We start from the raw sequence: 20241 nt of genomic DNA on the forward strand, positions 1-20241 counted from the left end.
GGAGACGAAACGACATGTCGCGCGTGCTGATCGCCGACGACGAAGATTCGATGCGGACGCTGGTCGCGCGCGCCATCGCGATGGATGGGCACGAGACGGTGACGGCACAGGACGGGGCCGAGGCGCTCGACATCCTCACCCGCGAGAACGGCGCCTTCGACCTGCTGCTGACCGACATCCAGATGCCGATCATGGACGGCATCGCGCTGGCGCTGTCGGCTGCGCGCGACTTTCCCGACCTGGTCATCCTGTTGATGACGGGCTTCGCCCATCAGCGCGAACGGGCGTCGAACCTGAATGCGATCGCGCATGACGTGATCACCAAGCCATTCTCGGTCGCCGACATCCGCACCGCCGTGGCCGACGCGCTGGCCTCGAAGGCGGCCAAGGCGTAGGACGTACACCAAGGCATCGCCTGCGAGGTGGTCAGCTCACGTGCTGAGCGCGCGCATCTCCGCGTACAGATCCGACTTGCCCTCGAAGCCGATGCCGGGAAGATCGGGCATGGTGATGTGGCCCTCGATCACCTTTACTCCGTCGGGGAAGCCGCCATAGGGCTGGAACAGGTCGGGATAGCTCTCATTGCCGCCGAGGCCGAGGCCGGCGGCGATGTTGAGCGACATCTGGTGGCCGCCATGCGGGATGCAGCGCGACGGCGACCAGCCGTAGGTCTTGAGGACGTCGAGCGTGCGCAGATATTCGCAGAGGCCGTAGGACAGCGCGCAATCGAACTGCAGCCAGTCGCGATCGGGGCGCATGCCGCCGTAGCGGATCAGGTTGCGGGCGTCCTGGTGGCTGAACAGGTTCTCGCCGGTCGCCATCGGGCCGGCGTAGAAGTCGGCGAGTGTCGCCTGCAGGTGATAGTCGAGCGGATCGCCGGCCTCCTCGTACCAGAACAGCGGATAGTCGCGCAGCATCTTGGCGTAGGCGATCGCGGTCTCCAGGTCGAAGCGACCATTGGCGTCGACGGCGAGCTGATTGTTCGGCCCGATCTCCGCGAGCACCGCCTCGATGCGCTGGCGGTCCTCCTCGATCGGCGCGCCGCCGATCTTCATCTTCACGACGTTGTAGCCGCGCTCGAGATAGCCGCGCATCTCGCGACGCAGCGCCGACAGATCCTTGCCCGGATAGTAGTAGCCGCCGGCGGCGTAGACGAACACGCGCGGATCGGCCTTGCGATTGTGGCGCTCGGCGAGGAGACGGAACAACGGCTTGTCGGCGATCTTGGCGACCGCGTCCCAGATCGCCATGTCGAGCGTGCCAACGGCGACCGAGCGCTCGCCGTGACCGCCCGGCTTTTCGTTGATCATCATCGCCGCCCAGGCCTTGTCTGGGTCGATGTTGTCCTTCGTCGCATCGAGCAGCGAGGCCGGATCGGCCTCCAGCAGGCGTGCGCGAAAGCGCTCACGGATCAGGCCGCCCTGGCCATAGCGGCCGTTGGAGTTGAAGCCGTAACCGACGACGGGACGGCCATTGCGCTCCACGTTGGTGATGACCGCGACCAGGCTCGACGTCATCTTGGTGAAGTCGATATAGGCGTTGCGGATCGGCGATGAGATCGGCTTCGTCACCTCGCGGACGTCGACGATACGGACGGTCATTGGTCTTCTCCTGGTCGTGGTCGCACGCGCAGCTCTACAGCGAGGCGCCTGCGCAGATGGTGATGGTCTGTCCGGTGATCGCCGCCGCCTCCGGCGACAGCAGGAAGGCGGTGAGCGCGGCCACCTCCGCCGGATCGACGAAGCGGCCCATCGGCGGCAGTACCGGCGCGGTGCCGGCGCGGTTGGGATCATGCAGGAACGGCGTATCGGTGGCAGCCGGCGCGATGACGTTGACGGTGATCCGGCGCGGCGCCAGCTCGATCGCCCAGGAGCGCGCAAGGCCGGTCAGCGCCGCCTTGGTCGCGGCATATTGGCTGCGGCCCGCCGCGCCATTGGCGGTGCGGCTGCCGATCAGCACGATGCGGCCGCCCCCGCCCATATGAGGAGCAAACGCGTTGGCCAGCGTCTCCGCCGCGCCGACATGCACGCGCCACATGCCCTCGCCGTTGTCGGGTTCGAGCTCGCCGAGACGGCCGACGCGCATATAGCCGGCGGCATGAACCAGCGCGCTGACCGCACCGATCTCGGCCACGCAGGCGGAAAGCGCGCCTGGCTCGGCGAGATCGGCCTGCAGGCCCTTGAAGTCCGGATGCGTCAGGGCCGGCGGCGCACGATCGATGCCGGTCACCCGCCAGCCGCCGCCGAGCAGACGCTCGGCGATGGCGCGGCCGATGCCGGAGCTTGCTCCGGTCACCACGGCATGACACGGACCAGAACGGCTATCGTGAGCCACCGTCATCCCTTGTACGCAGCCGCCTCGGCCTTGATCTTCGCCTGATCGAAATCGTTGATCTTGTCGATCAGCGCGTTGGTGTAGAGCGCATTGTAGTCCTTGATGTCGAGCCCATTCATCGCGGCCTCGGTGCGGAACTCCTGCTCGTTGATGGCGCCCATTTTCGCGTTGGCATAGGGCGGCGAGTAAAGCTTGATGCGCCGGCCGATCGATTGCAGCACCGCCTTGACGGCCTCGTCCTCGCTGGCGCCGCGCGGCGCCGTTTCGGGATACATCTTGAGAAACGCCTTTGCGCCCGCAGTCGGGTTGGCGAGCAGGAACTGTGAGGCCTTGCTGACCGAACGGCCGAAGCCGACAAGAAGATCCTTGTCCTTCTCAAAGGTCTCGGGCATGGCCATCAGGAACTGGCCGCCGACCATCGGAATCGTGGCCGGGCGCGGCAGCAGCGTGATCTCGATGCCGGCAGCCTCGATCTGGCCGAACCCCGTATCGTAGTAGGCCAGGGCATCGATCACGCCGCGCTGCAGAGCCACGCCCGCGGGCGTGCCGTTGCCGACCGCGACCCAGCTCACATCCTTCTCCGGATCGAAGCCAAGCGCCTTCAGTACGTTCTTGGTCACCGGAAATTCAGTGGCGCCGAAATCCGAGACGCCGATCTTCTTGCCTTTCAGATCGGTGTAGCCCTTGAGCGCCGACCCCGGTGGAACGGCGATGTCCCACTTGTAGGGGTAGGTGTACTGATAGAACAGCTTCGCGCCGCTCCATTCGTTCTTGGCGAGCAGCGGCAGCGCCGTCGACGGCACGCCGATGCCGATCGTCACGGAGCCGCGATCGGTCGCCACCTGGACATTGGCATTGGTGCCGAGCGCCTGCACGTCGAGCGAGAAGCCCTCCTGCGCATTGTAGCCGAGCGCCTCGCCGATCACGCAATTGATGACGCTGGCGTTGAGCGCCTTCAGCCCGACGCCGAAGCGGATCTTCTTCGCGTCCGCGGCCATCAGGCCGGCCGGCGCACCACCCATCAGCAGCGCCGCGCCGGCGCTGGATTTCAGAAATGACCTGCGTGAAACCATCGTTCGTTCCTCCCTGTTGTTATTTCTTCCGGTTGGCGCCCCAGTGCACGACCTTCGCCTCGCACCAGCGCACGATGCCGTGCAGCACGATGCCGAGCACGCCGAGGATGACCAGCGCCGCGAACACGCCGGCGACGTCCGACACCGCCTGCGCCTGGGTGATCACGACACCCATGCCGCGCTGCGCGCCGAGGAATTCGGCCACGATGGCGCCGAGCAGCGCGTACACCACCGCCATGTCGAGGCCGGCGAAGATGAAGGGGGCGGCGTTGGGCAGCTTGACGATGCGATAGGTCTCGAGCCGCGACGCCGACAGCGAGCGCATCAGGTCGATGCGCTCGGGCTCGACGGCGCGCAGGCCCGTGAAGCTGTTGATCAGCACCGGGAAGAACGACAGCAGCGCCGAGATCGCGATCTTCGAGCCGTCGCCGAAGCCGAACCAGATCACGATCAAGGGCGCGATCGCCACCTTGGGCAGGCTCTGCAGCGCGAACGCATAGGGCATCACCAGCCGCTCGATCGCTTCCACCTCGGCCATCAGCGAGCCGATGACGAGGCCGAGCCCGACGCCGATGGCGCAGCCGGCGGCAGCGTTGCTGAGCGTGCTCCACAGCGGCAGGTAATAGCCGAGCGGACTGGTGGGACTGACGGCGAGCCCGGACCACAGCGCGCGAACGACCGCTTCGGGCTTCGGCAGGATGTAGGACGGAATGTTCAGCAAATTGACCGCCGCGATCCAGCTCAGGATCAGCACGGCAAGGCCGATCCAGGCTATCGGAGACCCGAGGCTGAGGCGGCGGCGCGGCTTCTTCGTTGTGTGAGACATGGCAGGCGCGGCAACGTTGGCAAGATCAGTCATGGCCGTGCTCCTGCGCGTTCAGCAGCCCGCGGACTTCCCTCGCGAGCCGCGCGTAGTCGGGGTGCAGCACGATATCGTCGAACGTCCGCGGCCGCGGAATCGGGACGTGCAGGTCCGCGAGGATGCGGCCGGGACGCGCCGACATCACGATGACGCGGTCGGCGAGGAAGATGGCTTCGGAGATGGAGTGCGTGATCAGCAGGATGGTCTTGCGGTTCTCCTGCCAGATGCGCTGCAGCTCCAGATTCAGCCGCTCGCGCGTCAACGCGTCGAGCGCGCCGAACGGCTCGTCCATCAGCAGGATCTCGGGATCGCGCGCCAGCGCGCGGCAGATGCCGGCGCGCTGCTGCATGCCGCCGGACAGCTCATAGGGATATTTGTCGCCGAAATCACTGAGGCCGGTAACGGCGAGCAGGCGTTCGATGCGATCGCCGGCGGGCGCATGCTTGCCGCCGACGCGCAGGGGCAGCCCGACATTGTCGTGCACCGTCATCCACGGCAGCAGGTTGGCGGCCTGGAACACCACGCCGACCTTGCGCGAAGGTCCCGCCACCATCTCGCCATCGAGCAGCAGCCGGCCTTCGCTATAGCCATCGAGCCCGGCGAGGAGGCGCAACAACGTGCTCTTGCCGCAGCCGGAGGGGCCGACGACGCAGACGAACTCGCCCGGCCTGATGTCGAGCGAGATCCGGCTCAGCGCATGCACCGCCGCGCCCGACGCCGACACATAGGTCTTGGAGACCTGGTCGATCGCGATCAGCGCATCGCCGGGCGCGGCAGACGCGCGCTCGGGCGCATTGTCGACATCCATCATCAGCATGAGCGTCCACCCGGATTGTTGTTCGTTGGTCTAGAAGCGGCGGCCGGAGCCGGCCGCCGCTATGTCGCAAGCTCAGGCCGCAGCCTTCACCGTCAGTCCAGCCGCGGCGACGGCGGCCCGGATCGCAGCCATCTCCTCGGCGCTCGGCGCATGCGTCGGCGGGCGCACCGTGGCGTCACGGATGACGCCGGCGACCTGCATGGCGGCCTTCATGCGGCCGTGCGCCTCGCCGGTCGGCTCGCCTGCGCCGTACACCGCGTCCTTGAGCGGATCGATCATCGACTGCAGCTTCATTGCGAGCTTGAGATCGCCGGCGGTGACCGCGGCGAACAGGTCGTAGATCAGGTCCGGGATGACAGAGGCGAAGCCGACCAGGGCGCCGTCGACGCCCTGCACCATCGACGCCAGCAGATATTCGTCGTGGCAGGTCAGCAGCGCCTTCTGCGGCGCCGCCGCGCGGATCGCCTTGATGTCGCGGGCATACTTGTTCATCTCGCGGGTGCCGATCTTGAACGCCTGCACGTGGTCGAGGCGGGCGAGCTCGGCGAGCAGCTCGGAGGAGAACGAGGCGCGGGTCCAGGCGGGATAGACGTGCACGATCAGCGGCAGCTTCGTCGCCTCGCCGATCGCATTGAAGTAGTCGAGGCAGTGCTCGCGCTTGAAGCCGAAGCGCAGCCAGTGATGCGGCGGCATGACGTCGAGCGCGGTGGCGCCGGCTTCCTTGGCCATCAGCGCATGCTCGATGCCGTCCTTGATGCCTTCGCAGACGACGGAGGAGATGGTCGGGCAGATGCCGGTGAGCGCCTTGGCGACGATGCGCGTGACCTCGGCGCGCTCCTTCGCGGTGAGGCTGAACACCTCGCCGGTGTGCCCATTCGTCATGATGCCGACGATGCCGCGGCGCTTGCCGAGCCAGGCCGCGTAGCGCGACAGCTCGGCCTCGTCGATCGAATGATCGGCATTGAAGGGGACGGCGATCGCCGGGATGATCCCCTTGAAGTTGGTCATGACGCTCATGTCGGTCTCCTGATTGTCGGCTCTGATGTCATCGGTGTGAAACGGTGGCGGTGGCGCCGCCCATGGCCTCAAGCGCACGCGACAGTTGGGCCGCGGCGCGCAGCAGCGGCGCGACGCCCATGCGCTCGAACGCCTCGGCCGAGATGCGCATGGTCGGCGCGGCGACGCTGATCGCGGCGAGCGGCACGCCGTCGCGATCGACCACCGGCGCGGCGAGCACGCACAGCCCCGGTGCATTTTCCTGATTTGAAAGCGCGTAGCCGGCGGCCTTCACCTGGCGCAGGCGCTGCAGCAGCGCGTCGAGATCGGTGATGGTGGTCTCGGTGCGCTTGATGCGCGGCTGCGCCTCCAGCACGTCGATCTGCGTCTCCACCGGCAGCAGCGCGAGCAGCGCCTGGCCGACGGCGGTGGAATAGACCGGCGCGCGGCTGCCGATGCGGACGTCGACGCCAAGCCGGACGAGGCCGGCCTGGATGCGCTCGACATAGACGATGTCGCTGCCGTCGAGCACCGCGAGCGAGGCGGCCTCGTTCATCTCGCCGACCAGGCTGCGCAGGATCGGACGGGCCTGGTCGCGCAGCTCGGAGCGCGCGATGGCGTTGAAGCCGAGATCGAGGCATTTCAGCGTCAGGCGAAAGCGGCGGGTGTCTCCCACCTTCTCGACGTAGCCGAGCATCAGCAGCGTGTTGAGCAGCCGGAACGTCGTGCCCTTGTCGAGCGCAGCGCGGCGCGCGACGTCGGCCAGCACCAGCTCGGGTTGTTCGCTGGTGAAGGCGTTCAGCACCTGAAAGCCCTTGGCCAGCGACTGCACGACGCTCTTGGCGGCCTTGTTGTCCTCGTCCACGTGAGGCTCCGACGTTCCCTGCTCGCCCGGCTTGACGGCGGGCTTCTTCTGTTGCTATAGTTCGGATTGCGAACTATAGTTCGAATATTAACACGCATGCCTCCCTTGCTGTCAAGGGAAACGGCAAACCGCGCGTGCCCGCTGGCGCCGCCACGAGGGCCGGGAACCTTGCCGGCCCGGCGGCTTGAAATTTGCCGGTCCGACATGATGTGTCTGCTATGGGCCGCGATATTTGCGGCCCTTCGCAGGAGTCGTGCCTCAGTGAGCGTCGCATTCACCAAGGAAGAGAGCGCCGAGACGGCGGCGGAGACGATGCTGCCGGACCGGCCGGTGTCGCCGCATCCGAATCTCGTCACCGAAGCCGGCCTGAAGGCGATCGAGGCGCAACTGCAGCAGGCGCAGGCGGCCTATGAGGCGGCGCAGGCGATCGAGGACGTCAACGAGCGGCGGCGCGAAGCCGCGCTGCCGCTGCGCGATGCGCGTTACTTCGCGGCGAGGCTGCGTACCGCGCAAGTGATGCCGGCGCCGGCGACGACGGAGGCGATCGCGTTCGGCAGCACGGTGACGTTCCGGCGCGGCGACGGCCGCGTGCAGACCTATCAGATCGTCGGCGAGGACGAGGCCGATCCGAAGCAGGGCATGATCTCCTACGTCTCGCCGGTGGCGCGGCTGCTGATGGGCAGGGCGGTCGGCGACGTCGTCGTGGCCCAGGGCCAGGAGATCGAGATCCTCGACATTACCTGACACCAGCGCCTCACCTCCGGACGCGCCATGAGGATCGGCATCATCTCCGACACGCACGGCCTGCTGCGCCCCGAGGCGGAACGGCAGCTCGTCGGCGTCGATGCCATCCTCCACGCCGGCGACATCGGCCGGGCCGAGATCATCGCGCGTCTCGCGCTGATCGCGCCGGTCACCGCGATCCGCGGCAACATCGACACCGCGGAGTGGGCGAAGGCGTATCCCGAGACCCAGACCGTGCAGCTCGGCGGCCGCACGTTTGTCCTCGTCCACGACGTGCACGATCTCAGCATCGATCCGGCCAGCGCCGCCATCGACGTCGTGATCTCCGGTCACTCGCATCGCGCGCGGGTCGAGACCATCGGCCGCGTGCTCTACCTCAATCCCGGCAGCGCGGGCCCGCGGCGCTTCAAGCTGCCGATCACGCTGGCGACGCTGGATCTCACCGCCGGCCCGCTCGCGCCCGTGATCCACGATCTCGCAGCCGGTTGAAAGATCCGCGCGGCGCGGCTGACGACACCTGTCAGCCGCACCGCGCCAGATCATCTCAATAATCCTTCAGCAGCCGCTCGATGTAGTCGAGCTCGACCTGCGGGCGCGACTGGTCACCGAGCCGGCGGCGCAGTTCCTCGAGGATGCGGCGGACGCGCTGGACGTCGATCTCGCCGGGGATCTTCTGCGAGAAATCGTCGATGTCGCGCGGGTTCGGCATCGGGCGTCCGAGCGGATCGGTCGGGCTGTTGGCCTGCCGTCCCCTTCCCTCGCGCGGACCCTGGCCCGGCTGGTCGCCGTCGCCCTGCTGCATGGCATCCGCAAGGCTCTGCGCGCCCTTGCGCAACGCGTCGAGCGCCTTGCCCTGCGACTCCACGGCGCCATCGGCATTGTTGTCGCCGAGCTGGCTGCCGGCATCGCCCATCGCGCCGTCGGCCTCGTCGAGACCGTCGCCGGCATCGCCCTGGTCGCCGTCGTCGCCCGGCTCGCCCTGTTGTCCGGGCTGTCCCTTCTGGCCTTTCTGACCCTTCTGTCCCTTTTCGCCCTTCTGGCCCATGCCGCGCTTGGCGAGCTGGTCCTGCAGCTGCTTGAGCCGGTCGCGCAACGTCTGCTGGTCCTGCTGCAGGTCGCCCATGCTCTGGTCCTGGTCGCCCTGCTGACCCTGCTGCTGCTTGTTGCGGTTGCGGCGGGAGTCCTGGCCCTGCTTGAAGGTCTTGTCGCGGAGCTGCTGCTGCTTGCGGATCATGTCGCCGAGCTCGTTGAGCGCCTGCTCCATGTCGTTGTCGCCGCCCTGGTTGGGCTGCGCCATCTGCAGATTCTCCAGCATCTGCTGCAACTGCTCGAGCAGCTCGCGCGCGCCCTCCTTGTCGCCCTGGCGCGACAGCCGCTCCATGCGGTCGATCATGTTCTGCAAATCCTGCTGGCGCAGGATCTTGGTGTTCTGGTCGAGCGGACGCTGCGCCATCTGCGGATTGTTGCGCAGCTGCTCGGCGAGCTGGCGCATGTAGTTGTCCATCGCCTTGCGCAGGTCCTCGGCGAGCTTCTTGATCTCCTCGTCGCTGGCGCCGCGCTCCAGCGCCTGCTTCAGCGCGTCCTGCGCCGCGCGCAACGCCTTGTCGACGTCGGAGATGTTGCCGTCCTCGATCGTCACCGCGAGCGCCCACAGGCTCGCCACCACCTCGCGCAGCGCATCGTCGGTGCGCGCCGCCTCGAGCTGGCGCGTCACCGCATGCAGGCCGAGATACTGGCCGGGCTCCGGCGTGAACAGTTCGGGTGCGATCGCCAGCGCGTCGAGCGCGGTGAACACGTCGCCGTTGCGGTTGGCATCGAGCGCCAGGATGCGGCGTTGCTCGATCAACGCGCGCGCCAACGGCTTGGTGAACAGCCGCTCCGGCAGCCTGGTATCGAACGGCTCGCTCTTGCCCTCGTTGCCGGCCTCGTCCTTGGCGGTCAACGTGATCGTGACGTCGGCGCCGGCGTAAGGATCTTCGCTGAGATCCTTGACCGTCTGGCCGACGCCGTTGCGGGTGCGCGCATTCGGCAGCACCAGCGCAAACTCCGGCGGCTGGAACAGCGGCCGCGCCGCCGGCGCATCCGCAGGCTTCGTTTCAGCAGGCTTGCCATCGACGCCCTTGTTGCCATCGGCGACCTTGGCGTCGGGGGCGCGCGCGGCGACCCGGGCACGGGCTTCGGTGACGCCGTAATCGTCCTCGAGCTTGTAGGCCAGCTTGAGCGAGCCGCGCGCCTGGCGCTCCGGGTCCTTGGCCATGCTGATGACCGGCGGCTTGTCCGGCGTCGCCGCGAACACCCATTGCGGCTGGCCAGAGGGCGCCCGCACATGCGCGGTGCCGTCGGCCTTGATGATGAAATGCTTCTCGGTGGTCCCCTTCGGCGCAGCCTCGCCGCTCGCGACCTCGCCGGGCGAAGCCTCCGCGACGCCGCCTGACGTGACCACGTCGAGCGTGCCGCCGCTGGAGCGCACGATCAGGGTCGAGCCGGCCGGCACCACGATCGCGCCGCTCGACGGCACGGCGCCTTCCTTGTTGGCGGCCGACAGGATGATCGGCGGCTTCGCGGTGTAGAGCGGCGGCTTGATCCAGGCATCGACGCGGATCGTGACCGGCGTCAGCACGCCGTTCCAGTCGAACGCCGAGGCGACGCGCATCGCGCGCTCCTCGCCGGCGGCAAAATACGTCGCGACCAGGAGCACGATGACCAGCGCGCGCACCGCCCAGGGATCGTGCAGCGACAGCCGCGGCCGCGGCGTGCCGGCGCGGATGCGCTTGACCGAGGCCAGCGTACGCTCGCGCTGCGCCTGCCACAGCGCCCGCGCGATCGGGTCCTGCGTGGAGAGCGTGTCGGTCAGCGCCGTGGCGGGACGATGCGCGATGCCCGAACCGCGGTCGAGCCGCGCCAGCCCTTCGTCGCGCGTCGGCCAGCGATAGCGCAGCATCGGCACGGCCGCGCCGGCCAGCAGCACCAGAAAAAGCGCGACGCCGGCCGCGCGCGCCGGGAACGGCAGGCCAAGCCACAGGCCGGCCCATGAGGCGATCAGAAAAAGTCCGACGACCGTGAGCAGCCGCGCGAGATGCGGCCAGCCGCGCTCCCAGGCGATGGCGAGACGCGCCCGTTTCAACGCCTGCTGCAGCTTCAGCCGCGCAAGGCGATCGTTGGCATCGGGGGTGCTGCTTGCCGGCCCAGCCGGCTCGGGGGTCACGCCGCTCAACAATCTCTCCAGGTTGCCCGGATGTTCACCCTAGCACAAAGGCAGCCGTGAGGCACCCGTTCCTCGCGGGCTTTCCCTGCGCCTGACGCGGTTGACACGAGAGTGTGACCGGCCGGGTTCCCGGGATGCTACGGGGCGTTTTGGGGCCTCGTGGTTCGAGACGCGCCGCAAGCGGCGCTCCTCACCATGAGGGTTGGCACGAGAGCGGCGCTGCAACTCAGGAGACAACTCTTGCCCCTCACCCTGAGGAGCACGCCGCAGGCGTGCGTCTCGAAGGGCGAGGCCCGCACGGCCCGACCACGCGCATCTCATGCAAATCCGTTCTCGCGGCGCCTTTGCACCCGAGCTTTCCGAAATTCTTCCCCCCTCTTCGAACAGAGGGCGCAGGGAAGGCCAGGTGCCGGCTGGCACCTGCGGTCCGCGTGCAACAAAAAGCACGCGGCAGAACCACAGGCTCAGCCGAGATCACCCGGCCTTCCCTGCGCGATGGTGTTACGACTTATACGCGATCTTCCCGGGGAACGGCTGTCTTGCCCCCGTCGCCAGCGATTCGTCACCGCCAACTTGGCATCAGCACCGCGATGCCAGAACCACGCGACTTCATCGTCGCACCGGGATCGTTCGTCCGCGCGAGCAAGCCCACGCTGCGTCCCAATGCGCCCACCGCATCCCGCACCCGACGTCCGTGACGACCGCGAAGCGCCCCCTCAGCGGGACGGGATGCGGGGAATAGAGCACGATTTCTGATAAAGCGCAATAGATATTTTCTTGAGGGGTTCGGCCGGGTCTTCGCACCGGAAAACTGCTGACACCGGGCGCACAGCGCGATCACCTGGGCGGCGCCGCCATGCTGCGGGGTTGATTTTTCCGGTCGGCACGCCACAACATGCTGGCAGCAGAGGAGCACGCCGACATGTCGACGATCGTGGTTCGCGCGACCTGGGATCCGGAAGCCAGCTATTGGGTCGCCGAAAGCCCCGACGTGCCGGGCCTCGCCACCGGCGCGGCCACGCTCAATGAGCTGGCCGCCAAGATCCCCGGCATCATCCAGGACCTGCTCGAAGGCGCCGACGCCGCTGCCAACGCTGCAGAGACCGAAATTCCCATCGAGATCATCGCCTCGATCTCGACCAAGGTGCGCGCTCACGTGGCCGCATGAAGAGCTTTACGCCCGAACTCAAGAAGATCCTGCGCGAAGCGGGATGCGAGTTCGTGCGGCATGGACGCGGCGACCATGAGATCTGGCAAAGCCCGATCAGCGGTCACCGCTTCGTCGTCGACAACGCCATTCCCTCGCGCCATCTCGCCAACGCCGTTCTGAAGCAAGCCGGATTGCCCAAGGCGTTCTGACGCCTATCAGCACTGCTCCTTCCGTATCAACGCGACGACACCGGAGGCCCTGCCCCCATGACGCCCCAAGACATTGCCGCCCCCACGGCCGGGCACGCACATGATGAGTTGGAGTGGGCCAAGCCGCTCTTGACCGAGGCCATTGCCGAGATCGAACGCGGCGAAGGCGTACCGCTCAGCGAGCTTGAGGCGCATCTCGACGCTGAAATGTACTCAGGTCGATCGCCGCGCCGATGACCCGCCTCGTCGTCGCGCCGCTGGGTTGCCTGCTGACCTGCGCCATCGTGCTCGCATGGCCGGCGCGCGGCCCCGCGGCCAACTCCTCGGCTTCCCCAGCGGTCGAGATTCGCAACGGGCCAACGCCAGGCGAGCTCGAACTTCGCGCCACTGGGACGGTTGAACTCGGCTCCGAGTTGATCGTCGAGGAGCAGCGCGACGACGGCAGCTTCGAACGCGTCTTGTATCTTGATCACGATGGGATTCGCGACGGGATGAGGCTCGTAGCGTCGTGCGATCAGCGGCCCGGCACATGCGTGACGATCGACGAGCGCGGCCTGCGGCCGGTGCCGTGGAGCGGCATGTCCTGCTCGTCCCAATGCAACGGCAACTGCGACAGGAACTATCCGTTGTTCGGTCGATTCCGCTTCGTGGCAGTGTCGTGCGACGGCCGGACGAGATACGAAGGCCCGGTTTTCGAGCTGCCTCGGCCAGCACCTGGATCTAGTCGGTTTCGCCGTGACTAGGCACATCGTCGCCGTGATCCCCTGGCTCGACACCGTCGCGGCGCCGCGGCGCGCTTTGACATGCCTGCTGACCTGCGCCGTGGCGCTGATGTGGCCGGCGCCCGCGGCCGACGCTTCGGCTTCCGCCGCTGTCGAGATTCGCAACGGGCCGACGCCCGGCGAACTCGAACTTCGTGCCCATGGAACGGTCGAACTCGCCCCCGAACTGATCGTCGAGGAGCAGCGCGCGGACGGCCGCTTCGAACGCGTTTTGTATCTTGATCGTGACGGGACTCGCGAAGGGATGAGGCTCGTGGCGTCGTGCGCTCAACGGCCTCGCACATGCGTCACGATCGACGAACGTGGCCTGCGGCCGGTGCCCTGGAGCGGCATGTCCTGTTCGTCCCAATGCAACCGCAGGTGCGATAAGAACGTGCCGCTGCACGGCCGGTCCCGCTTCGTGGTGATGTCATGCGACGGCACGACGAGATTCGAAGGCTCGGTCTTCGAGCTGCCCGAGGTGCCGTAGCTGGCTCATGCCGGCTCCGGGCCCTTGCTAGTGCATTGGTCAACCTGAAGCAGAAGAGAGTCTCAGGATGAGCTACATCGAAGAATTGGAGCGCGAATGGAGCAATGATGGTGTCTTGGGCAAATTGCGTGACGGTAATTGGTCGCCTGATAGCGCTGAAAAGCTTCTCGCGCTTCTGAAAAGCATCGAGATTTCAGATGACGCATCGGTGCCTAAGCGGGCGATTTCTCTTCTATGGTATATCCCAAGCTTTTTATCGTGGCAGCGTGAGCGCGTCGGCGAGCATGGTGGAAATCTTCGCGACTACGATATGTTTGTAGTTGGCGTTCACAATGTCCTGGAGGAGGCGCTCGGCATTCCGTAGTCTATGTGAGCCGCTAGCGCGACTCTGACGATCAAGGGCGCAGATCGAAACACGACGACACCCACTCGCCGGGATTACGGCGACAGCGCACTCAATTCTGTTCGTCTCACCGCGGCTTCACTAGCGAACTCCGTCGGAATCCGAATCCGGCCAGCGCCCAGTACAGGCCGGCGCCCGCGACCAGCGCGAAGATCGGCAAACTCAACGCGGCATAGAGCGGAGCCTTGTTGTATTCCCGGGCGGGTATCTCCAATTGGACCGGAAACTGGCACCCCGGCCCGGTCTTGTCCTGATTGCAGGCCTCTCGGGGATAAAGCTTCGCGAAACTGACTGCCTCTTCCGACGAAGTCGTCGCCGGTGCAGTCACCTGATAGCGCTCCCTTACGGAGCCTTCGACGTCGTACACCCGGGTTTTGGTCGAGAAACCACCGTCGAGCGCCACGATCGAAAGGATGCCTCCAATCCACAAGATGCTCATCGTCAGCCAAAGCCGGAAAAGCCCACGCGCCCAGTTCATCGCTCGCGTCCTCCCATCGGGGTGGAATTACAAACGCCGCAAGATCTAGTCGCTCTTCCTGAAGAATCCAGCGGGGGGCTGACTTGCGCCAGGAATTTGGCTGACGCCGTTGCGACATGACCCACGTCGTGCGCAGGGGCGACGAGATCGATAGCCGCGCAGGGCCGTCCCGATACACAGCCCACTCACCGCACCTTCGACCGGCTCGGCACAACTACCTATGCAAAGGTCCTCAACGACGGCAAGATCATCAGGATCGGCGGTTCGGGATCGTGACGTCAGCGAACTTCAACGCGGACGGCGGGACGTGGGATTCGGTCGTGGGCCCGAGGGCATTGCGGAGCAAGCAAGACATGCGGCGTTTGAGCGTGATGGCTCTTGTTGGTTTGGCGCTGTGGGGAGCCGCAGCAGCGGCTCCGGCCCACGCGCAATCGAATTCGGAATCACAGCCGGCTGCCAATCCTCCGCCTGCGGCCGTGGAGGAGCTCCACTATCCGGATGAGATCATCAAGCAGACGAGGCTTCGAGCCTTCTTCCAGCCCGCAGCCTCCTGTCCCGCAAGTGCTACGGCCGGTCTATTCCGGCTCGTTCCCGGCAAGGTGGAGCTTGTTACTCTGCAATCACGTCTCGGCGGAACGGAGTGGCCCCTCAACAACTCATTTGTCCGCATCTTGAAGCTGACCGATGCAGACGACCTCTGCTCGCTCAGCCTGAGTTTCTCCAAGCAGGTGCTGCGCGACGGCCAATGGCGTCAGCTGAAGGTGCATCCGCACAATGACGTCAGTTCACTCATCGAATTTGACATAGCCCAACGACAGAAAAACGAAAGGTCCAGGGTCTTGATCGCCCGTCCGGAGGATGAAGTCGAAGACCTGATCATGATGATGGGAGAAAAATTTCCCGATGATCCGGAGCCGTCGTGCCTGATCGGCGCCGGCGTGTACGCGATCACGAAAGGCGGGTTTCAGGTGGTGTTCCGCGAGCCGCGAGCCGCGCTGCCGTTCGCGGTGGACCAGGCGGTGCATCCGGACGAGCGGCGGATCGACCTGATTTTCAGTACCCCGACCTGCCGGCTGACGATCGGCGTCATGAAGAAGGCTCGCGATGGCAAGGACAAGGACTGGGTCAATCTGGTCCCGCTGGATAGACCGATCGACCCGCCGCCCTAGACAGCGCCAACGATCGAGCCCGCTCAGGGCAATCCCGAACCGCTGCGACGGAAATCACCATTCGAATGACGGTTGAGCCGCCTTAGCTCGCCCACCCATTTCCAGCGAACGCGGCGAGTGTGCAATGTCTATCTGATCGCATCGAACGCAACGAGCACCTCATGCCGCCCAGAACTCTCATTTGGCTCCTCTTTGGCCTCAGCATTCTTTTGTATGCGGCCTGTCTTCCGTGCGAATCCTTCTGCGTGGACGGGCGATGCTCAGGTTGGCCGAGCTGGAGCGTTTTAGTATTTGGGTTCTGGCCATTGTCTCTCGCCAACCTGACATGGACCGCGAACCCGATTCTGATCGTCGCATGGACCTTCGGCCTCGCGAAAATCGACGCCATTCTCACGGCAGTATTGAGCGCTTCCGCACTGATGATCGGTGCATCTTTCCTGTTGGCCAACAGCGTGATCACAAATGAAGCTGGGATCCCTAACTCGATTACCGGCTACGGGACCGGTTATTGGCTCTGGCTCGCGAGCATGATGACGACATGCATCTGGGCCTTCGCTCAACTGCCCTTTAAGAGCTTGCAGCGCGACCGCGGCTCATAAGTCGTAACATTCCAGACTGCGAAGATCACACATATTACTTGACAGTACTGGACTGAACTTCTGAAGGTGGCTTCGACTTTTTTTGAGCGCACCGGTTGCCGTAAGTCCCCGCCTTCATTGCGCCACCCATTTCGGCCGGGTTTCATCGAGGACCGGCCTCATCGCGTCATCGACCTCCGCCGCCGACGAATGTGCCTCCGGGAAGATTGCCAGCGCGCCGACTTGGCTAGCCTCCTTCAGCGACAGGAAGAAGGCCGCCCGCATATACACAATCGCCAGCAGACGGAAGTCGGTGTCGAGGAGGCCCAGGTGGCGACCGATCATCAACACGAGCTGTGATGCGGTCGCGCCGGCTTCGGCGGCCTTGCGCAGCTCTCGGATCAGAGCATCGTCGAGGTTCATCCTGCTATTTCCGGGTGCCGACGTGGATGGCCGGGACAAGCCCGGCCATGACGATGTGGAAACAGACGACTACAAAATTAGAGGGGTACGATCGATAGCGCTCTGTCTCGCAGCACAGTCGCGCGCATCCACCGCGATCCGCGCCCCGCCCTCACGGCCAAACCGGCGCCCCGTCCAGCCCCGCAGTCTCCGCCAGCCCGCACATCAAATTCGCGTTCTGCACGGCCTGCCCGGCGGCGCCCTTGCCGAGATTGTCGACGACGCCGAGCGCGATCACCAGGTTGCGCTCGGGGTCGGCGGCGTAGCTGACGAAGGCGAGGTTGGAGCCGGTGGCCCATTTGGTCTGCGGCGGCTGTTCGGTGACGCGGACGAAGGCACTGTTGTCGTAGAAGCGGCGGGCGGCGTCGAGGCACTGTTCGGTGGTGGCGCGGCCGCGGGCGTAGATGGTGGCGAGGATGCCGCGGGTCATCGGCACCAGATGCGGCGTGAACACGAGGCCAGCGGCGCTGCCGCCGCTGATGCGCGCGATGGTGCTGATGATCTCAGGCATGTGGACGTGCTTGAGCAGGCCGTAGGGGATCAAATTCTCGTTGGTCTCGGCGTAGCCGAACTTACTGTCGCCGCCGCGGCCGGCGCCGGAGACGCCGGTCTTGGCGTCGATCACGATGTTGTCGGGCGCGATCAGGCCGTTGGCCAGCAGCGGCGCCAGCGCGGTCAGCGCGGCAGCGGGAAAGCAGCCGGGATTGGCGATGCGGGTCTTTCCTGCGATCTCGTCCGGCCAGACGTCGGCGAGGCCATAGGTCCAGCCGTCGGCGTAGCGGTGGTCGCCGCCGATGTCGACGATCTTCACCTCGCGGGCGACGCGCGCCAGCGCATCGGCCGAGGCGCCGGTGGGGAGCGAGGCGAACAGCACATCGAGCTTCGGCAGCCGCGCCGGGTCCCACTTCTCGATCACGAGATCGGCGAGCTTGCCCGGCACGCCGGGAAAGCGCTCGACCAGCCGGCTGCCGGCGCTGCCCTCGCCCGCGGCATAGACCAGCTCGAACTCCGGATGAGCCGCGATCAGGCGCATCGCCTCGCCGCCGCCAAAACCGGAGATACCGACGATGCCGACGCGAATGGTCATGGGTGGGGGTCCTCGTGCTGGAGTAACGACGCCGAATTGCGACGACGCTGTACAATCTGCAGATGGGCTTGCCTATGGCCAACGTCCCGTGCCCAGTGGCGGGGGCATCGCGCCGCAGTCCATCATGATCACCGCAATGCCGCCGCCTTCGGGCTGGGCTTGGCTCGGGCCGGCGCGGCCGTGAGCCGAATTCCCATCGCGGCGATGATGCGCAGAACGGTCGCGAATTCGGGGTTGCCGTTCTCGCCGAGCGTCTTGTAGAGCCCTTCCCTGGTAACGCCGGCCGCCTTGGCGATCTTGCTCATGCCCTGCGCCCGGGCGACGAGGTTGAGAGCATCGCGGACCTCGGCGGGATCGCCATCGGCGAGCACGATGTTGAGATACTCCGCGCGGGCGGCCGGTGTGCGAAGGTGCTCAGCGGCGTCGAACTTCTTCAGCTTGCTGACCTTCATCCTCAGTCCTCCAATGTCGCCGCGATGTCCTGAGCCTTGCGGATGTCCTTGTCCTGGGTCCGCTTGTCGCCGCCGCAAAGCAGGATGACAATCGTCTTGCCGTGCCGCGTGAAGTAGATCCGGTAGCCCGGGCCGTAGTCGATGCGAAGCTCGCTGACCTGGCCACCGACCGACTTGGCATCGCCGAAATTTCCGGCTGCAACCCGGCTGATCCGCCGGACGATCTGCAAACGCGCTCGCTGATCGCTCAAGGCGGCCAGCCAATTCGTGAACCCGGGCGTTTCGCGAACGTCGAGCATGTGGCGGAATGTAATCTATGGATTACAAACGCACAAGAGCAGGAGTTTTTGGCGGTGCTCGCCGTCCCCACCGCTGTCATGCTCCGCGAAAGCGGGGCATCCAGTACGCCGCGGCAGCGGATATTGAACCGAGGTGTCACGGCGTACTGGATCGTCCGCTTTCGCGGACGATGACAGCGGGGCCGACATGATCGATGTGCCGGAATTATTTGGCTGACGGACGGCCCCTCACAACCACGGCGCCGGCGTGTCCATCGCGATCAGTTGCTCGACCTCGATGCGCGGGCGGATCACGGCGGACTGGTTGCCCTTGACCAGCACCTCGGGGACCAGCGCGCGGGTGTTGTAGGTGCAGGCCTGCACGGCGCCGTAGGCGCCTGCTGTCATGATGGCGAGGAGGTCGCCCGGCGCGGGCTCGGGGAGCGCGCGGTCGAGCGCGAGGTAGTCGCCGCTTTCGCAGACCGGGCCGACGACGTCGGCCACGAAGGCGGGCGCTGATGGCGCGGCCTGCTTGACGGGCAGGATGTCGTGATGCGCCTCGTAGAGCGTCGGGCGGATCAGATCGTTCATCGCGGCGTCGATGATGACGAAGTTCTTGGCCTCGCCGTGCTTCACGTAGATCACCTTGGCGACCAGAATGCCGGCATTGCCGACGATCAGGCGGCCCGGCTCGAACATCAGCGTGCAGCCGAGATTGTGCGAGATGCGCTTGACCATCGCGGCGTAGGCGGCGGGCTCCGGCGGCACCGCGCCGTCCAGGTGATAGGGGATGCCGAGGCCGCCGCCGAAATCGACGTGGGAGATGTCGTGGCCGTCGGCGCGCAGCGTCTGCACGAATTCGGTGAGAATGCGGAACGCGGTCTCCATGGGGCCGAGATCGGTGATCTGGCTGCCGATATGGACGTCGACGCCGGTGACCTTGATGCCCGGCATCTTGGCGGCGCGGGCGTAGACGCGGCGCGCGTGCTCCAGCGGAATGCCGAACTTGTTCTCCGACTTGCCGGTCGAGATTTTTGCGTGCGTGCCGGCATCGACGTCCGGATTGACGCGGATGGAGATGCGGGCGGTGTGGCCGGTTTCCACGGCGAGCCGCGCCAGCAGGTCGAGCTCGGGCTCGGACTCGATGTTGAGGCAGTGGATGTCGGCTGATAGTGCGGCGCGCAGCTCGGCCTCGGTCTTGCCGACGCCGGAGAACACGATCTTGCGCGAGGGAATGCCGGCCGCCAGCGCCCGCTTCAGCTCACCGCCGGAGACGACGTCGGCGCCGGCCCCACACTTGGCGAGCGTGCGCAGGACCGACTGGTTGGAATTCGCCTTCATCGCGTAGCAGATCAGCACGTCCTGGCCGGCGAAGGCCTCCGCAAACACGCGGTAGTGCCGCTCCAGCGTCGCGGTGGAGTAGCAGTAGAACGGCGTGCCGACTTGGGCCGCGAGCGCGGCGAGATTGACGTCCTCGGCATGCAGCACGCCGTCGCGGTAGTCGAAATGGTTCATGGCTCAGGTCCGCGCAGGGGGCTTGCGAGTGGGGGGATTGTGGCGGCGAATTGCCGGGAAATGAGGGGGATTGTCAAACCCCGCTGCCACCCTCCCCTGGAGGGGGAGGGTCGATCGCACGCGAAGCGGGCGAGCGGGGTGGGGTGATCTCTCCGTAGACATCGGTGCGCGTGGAGAGATCACCCCACCCCGGCACACATTTCGCTTCGCTCAACGTGTGCCGACCCTCCCCCTCCAGGGCAGGGGAATCGCATGTGAACCAGCCCTGTAAGGCATTGTGATCTGGTCAAAAATCGATTCTGAAGGTGGCTCC

The 20241-nt window shown here is 66.1% G+C and carries 25 protein-coding genes; 11 read left to right on the top strand and 14 right to left on the bottom strand.

Going from position 1 to position 20241, the window contains the following annotated elements; genetic code table 11:
* Positions 1-14 precede the first annotated feature (14 nt).
* Positions 15-395 (top strand): response regulator, encoded by a 381-nt coding sequence (locus ACQR07_RS36550; protein ID WP_434906888.1) that lies wholly within the window; start codon positions 15-17, stop codon positions 393-395.
* Positions 396-431: 36 nt separating this feature from the next.
* On the opposite strand, the gene ACQR07_RS36555 is transcribed toward ACQR07_RS36550, so the two are convergent.
* From ACQR07_RS36555 to ACQR07_RS36585, 7 genes are all read right to left on the bottom strand, one after another.
* Positions 432-1601, bottom strand: a complete 1170-nt coding sequence (locus ACQR07_RS36555; RefSeq protein WP_434906889.1) for a mandelate racemase/muconate lactonizing enzyme family protein — start codon at positions 1599-1601, stop codon at positions 432-434.
* Positions 1602-1635: 34 nt separating this feature from the next.
* Entirely contained in the window at positions 1636-2340 is a 705-nt protein-coding gene (locus ACQR07_RS36560) for an SDR family NAD(P)-dependent oxidoreductase (protein WP_434906890.1), read from the bottom strand.
* Entirely contained in the window at positions 2337-3407 is a 1071-nt protein-coding gene (locus tag ACQR07_RS36565; protein ID WP_434906891.1) for an ABC transporter substrate-binding protein, read from the bottom strand. The genes ACQR07_RS36560 and ACQR07_RS36565 overlap by 4 nt, the downstream gene beginning before the upstream one ends.
* Positions 3408-3426: 19 nt before the next feature.
* Positions 3427-4266, bottom strand: coding sequence for an ABC transporter permease (locus ACQR07_RS36570; protein WP_434906892.1), 840 nt, complete (start codon positions 4264-4266; stop codon positions 3427-3429).
* Positions 4259-5086, bottom strand: a complete 828-nt coding sequence (locus tag ACQR07_RS36575; protein ID WP_434906893.1) for an ABC transporter ATP-binding protein — start codon at positions 5084-5086, stop codon at positions 4259-4261. The genes ACQR07_RS36570 and ACQR07_RS36575 overlap by 8 nt, the downstream gene beginning before the upstream one ends.
* 72 nt (positions 5087-5158) lie before the next feature.
* Positions 5159-6103, bottom strand: coding sequence for a dihydrodipicolinate synthase family protein (locus ACQR07_RS36580; protein ID WP_434870790.1), 945 nt, complete (start codon positions 6101-6103; stop codon positions 5159-5161).
* Positions 6104-6131: 28 nt separating this feature from the next.
* A complete protein-coding gene (locus tag ACQR07_RS36585) occupies positions 6132-6947 on the bottom strand; it encodes an IclR family transcriptional regulator (protein WP_434906894.1) in 816 nt (271 codons plus the stop codon).
* Positions 6948-7208: 261 nt separating this feature from the next.
* Here ACQR07_RS36585 and greA point away from each other — a divergent pair, with 261 nt between their 5' ends.
* Both greA and ACQR07_RS36595 read left to right on the top strand, forming a co-directional pair.
* On the top strand, positions 7209-7691 hold the full coding sequence (gene greA, locus ACQR07_RS36590) for a transcription elongation factor GreA (protein ID WP_434906895.1): 483 nt from the start codon (positions 7209-7211) through the stop codon (positions 7689-7691).
* Between the two features lie 27 nt (positions 7692-7718).
* A complete protein-coding gene (locus ACQR07_RS36595) occupies positions 7719-8180 on the top strand; it encodes a metallophosphoesterase family protein (RefSeq protein WP_434906896.1) in 462 nt (153 codons plus the stop codon).
* Between the two features lie 55 nt (positions 8181-8235).
* Here ACQR07_RS36595 and ACQR07_RS36600 read toward each other — a convergent pair whose 3' ends face one another.
* Positions 8236-10905 (bottom strand): TIGR02302 family protein, encoded by a 2670-nt coding sequence (locus ACQR07_RS36600; protein WP_434906897.1) that lies wholly within the window; start codon positions 10903-10905, stop codon positions 8236-8238.
* A 913-nt stretch (positions 10906-11818) separates the two neighbouring features.
* Between ACQR07_RS36600 and ACQR07_RS36605 the strand changes: the two genes are divergently transcribed.
* The 6 genes from ACQR07_RS36605 to ACQR07_RS36630 all read left to right on the top strand — a co-directional run bounded on the left by ACQR07_RS36605 (position 11819) and on the right by ACQR07_RS36630 (position 13870).
* Positions 11819-12064 carry a DUF1902 domain-containing protein gene (locus tag ACQR07_RS36605; protein WP_434906898.1) on the top strand — a complete coding sequence of 82 codons (246 nt, stop codon included), beginning with the start codon at positions 11819-11821 and terminating at the stop codon, positions 12062-12064.
* A complete protein-coding gene (locus ACQR07_RS36610; RefSeq protein ID WP_434906899.1) occupies positions 12061-12255 on the top strand; it encodes a type II toxin-antitoxin system HicA family toxin in 195 nt (64 codons plus the stop codon). The genes ACQR07_RS36605 and ACQR07_RS36610 overlap by 4 nt, the downstream gene beginning before the upstream one ends.
* Before the next feature lie 57 nt (positions 12256-12312).
* On the top strand, positions 12313-12492 hold the full coding sequence (locus ACQR07_RS36615; RefSeq protein ID WP_434906900.1) for a hypothetical protein: 180 nt from the start codon (positions 12313-12315) through the stop codon (positions 12490-12492).
* The gene (locus ACQR07_RS36620; RefSeq protein WP_434906901.1) at positions 12489-12998 is read left to right on the top strand and encodes a hypothetical protein; all 510 of its coding nucleotides are present in this window, start codon (positions 12489-12491) and stop codon (positions 12996-12998) included. The genes ACQR07_RS36615 and ACQR07_RS36620 overlap by 4 nt, the downstream gene beginning before the upstream one ends.
* Before the next feature lie 13 nt (positions 12999-13011).
* Positions 13012-13506, top strand: coding sequence for a hypothetical protein (locus tag ACQR07_RS36625; protein ID WP_434906902.1), 495 nt, complete (start codon positions 13012-13014; stop codon positions 13504-13506).
* A gap of 67 nt (positions 13507-13573) precedes the next feature.
* Positions 13574-13870: a hypothetical protein gene (locus ACQR07_RS36630; RefSeq protein ID WP_434906903.1), complete on the top strand. Its 297-nt coding sequence runs from the start codon at positions 13574-13576 to the stop codon at positions 13868-13870.
* Between the two features lie 106 nt (positions 13871-13976).
* On the opposite strand, the gene ACQR07_RS36635 is transcribed toward ACQR07_RS36630, so the two are convergent.
* Positions 13977-14387, bottom strand: coding sequence for a hypothetical protein (locus ACQR07_RS36635; RefSeq protein WP_434906904.1), 411 nt, complete (start codon positions 14385-14387; stop codon positions 13977-13979).
* A 353-nt stretch (positions 14388-14740) separates the two neighbouring features.
* Between ACQR07_RS36635 and ACQR07_RS36640 the strand changes: the two genes are divergently transcribed.
* Together ACQR07_RS36640 and ACQR07_RS36645 are read left to right on the top strand one after the other, a co-directional pair.
* Entirely contained in the window at positions 14741-15556 is an 816-nt protein-coding gene (locus ACQR07_RS36640) for a hypothetical protein (protein ID WP_434906905.1), read from the top strand.
* Positions 15557-15717: 161 nt separating this feature from the next.
* Positions 15718-16155: a hypothetical protein gene (locus ACQR07_RS36645; RefSeq protein ID WP_434906906.1), complete on the top strand. Its 438-nt coding sequence runs from the start codon at positions 15718-15720 to the stop codon at positions 16153-16155.
* A 114-nt stretch (positions 16156-16269) separates the two neighbouring features.
* On the opposite strand, the gene ACQR07_RS36650 is transcribed toward ACQR07_RS36645, so the two are convergent.
* From ACQR07_RS36650 to lysA, 5 genes are all read right to left on the bottom strand, one after another.
* Entirely contained in the window at positions 16270-16557 is a 288-nt protein-coding gene (locus ACQR07_RS36650) for a hypothetical protein (RefSeq protein ID WP_434906907.1), read from the bottom strand.
* A 151-nt stretch (positions 16558-16708) separates the two neighbouring features.
* Complete coding sequence (argC, locus tag ACQR07_RS36655) at positions 16709-17683, bottom strand: N-acetyl-gamma-glutamyl-phosphate reductase (protein WP_434906908.1); 975 nt, start codon at positions 17681-17683, stop codon at positions 16709-16711.
* A gap of 128 nt (positions 17684-17811) precedes the next feature.
* Complete coding sequence (locus ACQR07_RS36660; protein ID WP_434906909.1) at positions 17812-18135, bottom strand: addiction module antidote protein; 324 nt, start codon at positions 18133-18135, stop codon at positions 17812-17814.
* Positions 18136-18137: 2 nt separating this feature from the next.
* Positions 18138-18434: a type II toxin-antitoxin system RelE/ParE family toxin gene (locus ACQR07_RS36665; RefSeq protein WP_434906910.1), complete on the bottom strand. Its 297-nt coding sequence runs from the start codon at positions 18432-18434 to the stop codon at positions 18138-18140.
* A 228-nt stretch (positions 18435-18662) separates the two neighbouring features.
* Positions 18663-19928, bottom strand: coding sequence for a diaminopimelate decarboxylase (gene lysA / locus ACQR07_RS36670; protein ID WP_434906911.1), 1266 nt, complete (start codon positions 19926-19928; stop codon positions 18663-18665).
* Positions 19929-20241: the final 313 nt, after the last annotated feature.

This window comes from Bradyrhizobium sp. HKCCYLS20291 (genome assembly GCF_051167715.1).
In the GTDB taxonomy this organism is placed as follows: Bacteria; Pseudomonadota; Alphaproteobacteria; order Rhizobiales; family Xanthobacteraceae; genus Bradyrhizobium.

Excerpts from the sequence above, each read along its gene's own strand:
- ACQR07_RS36620 (WP_434906901.1), top strand. The coding sequence starts at position 12,489 with ATGACCCGCCTCGTCGTCGCGCCGCTGGGTTGCCTGCTGACCTGCGCC.
- ACQR07_RS36555 (WP_434906889.1), bottom strand. The coding sequence starts at position 1,601 with ATGACCGTCCGTATCGTCGACGTCCGCGAGGTGACGAAGCCGATCTCA.
- ACQR07_RS36660 (WP_434906909.1), bottom strand. The coding sequence starts at position 18,135 with ATGAAGGTCAGCAAGCTGAAGAAGTTCGACGCCGCTGAGCACCTTCGC.
- ACQR07_RS36635 (WP_434906904.1), bottom strand. The coding sequence starts at position 14,387 with ATGAACTGGGCGCGTGGGCTTTTCCGGCTTTGGCTGACGATGAGCATC.
- lysA (WP_434906911.1), bottom strand. The coding sequence starts at position 19,928 with ATGAACCATTTCGACTACCGCGACGGCGTGCTGCATGCCGAGGACGTC.
- ACQR07_RS36645 (WP_434906906.1), top strand. The coding sequence starts at position 15,718 with ATGCCGCCCAGAACTCTCATTTGGCTCCTCTTTGGCCTCAGCATTCTT.
- ACQR07_RS36580 (WP_434870790.1), bottom strand. The coding sequence starts at position 6,103 with ATGAGCGTCATGACCAACTTCAAGGGGATCATCCCGGCGATCGCCGTC.
- ACQR07_RS36550 (WP_434906888.1), top strand. The coding sequence starts at position 15 with ATGTCGCGCGTGCTGATCGCCGACGACGAAGATTCGATGCGGACGCTG.
- ACQR07_RS36575 (WP_434906893.1), bottom strand. The coding sequence starts at position 5,086 with ATGCTGATGATGGATGTCGACAATGCGCCCGAGCGCGCGTCTGCCGCG.
- ACQR07_RS36560 (WP_434906890.1), bottom strand. The coding sequence starts at position 2,340 with ATGACGGTGGCTCACGATAGCCGTTCTGGTCCGTGTCATGCCGTGGTG.
- argC (WP_434906908.1), bottom strand. The coding sequence starts at position 17,683 with ATGACCATTCGCGTCGGCATCGTCGGTATCTCCGGTTTTGGCGGCGGC.
- ACQR07_RS36615 (WP_434906900.1), top strand. The coding sequence starts at position 12,313 with ATGACGCCCCAAGACATTGCCGCCCCCACGGCCGGGCACGCACATGAT.
- ACQR07_RS36640 (WP_434906905.1), top strand. The coding sequence starts at position 14,741 with ATGCGGCGTTTGAGCGTGATGGCTCTTGTTGGTTTGGCGCTGTGGGGA.
- ACQR07_RS36610 (WP_434906899.1), top strand. The coding sequence starts at position 12,061 with ATGAAGAGCTTTACGCCCGAACTCAAGAAGATCCTGCGCGAAGCGGGA.
- ACQR07_RS36630 (WP_434906903.1), top strand. The coding sequence starts at position 13,574 with ATGAGCTACATCGAAGAATTGGAGCGCGAATGGAGCAATGATGGTGTC.
- ACQR07_RS36605 (WP_434906898.1), top strand. The coding sequence starts at position 11,819 with ATGTCGACGATCGTGGTTCGCGCGACCTGGGATCCGGAAGCCAGCTAT.
- ACQR07_RS36650 (WP_434906907.1), bottom strand. The coding sequence starts at position 16,557 with ATGAACCTCGACGATGCTCTGATCCGAGAGCTGCGCAAGGCCGCCGAA.
- ACQR07_RS36565 (WP_434906891.1), bottom strand. The coding sequence starts at position 3,407 with ATGGTTTCACGCAGGTCATTTCTGAAATCCAGCGCCGGCGCGGCGCTG.
- ACQR07_RS36570 (WP_434906892.1), bottom strand. The coding sequence starts at position 4,266 with ATGACTGATCTTGCCAACGTTGCCGCGCCTGCCATGTCTCACACAACG.
- ACQR07_RS36665 (WP_434906910.1), bottom strand. The coding sequence starts at position 18,434 with ATGCTCGACGTTCGCGAAACGCCCGGGTTCACGAATTGGCTGGCCGCC.
- ACQR07_RS36595 (WP_434906896.1), top strand. The coding sequence starts at position 7,719 with ATGAGGATCGGCATCATCTCCGACACGCACGGCCTGCTGCGCCCCGAG.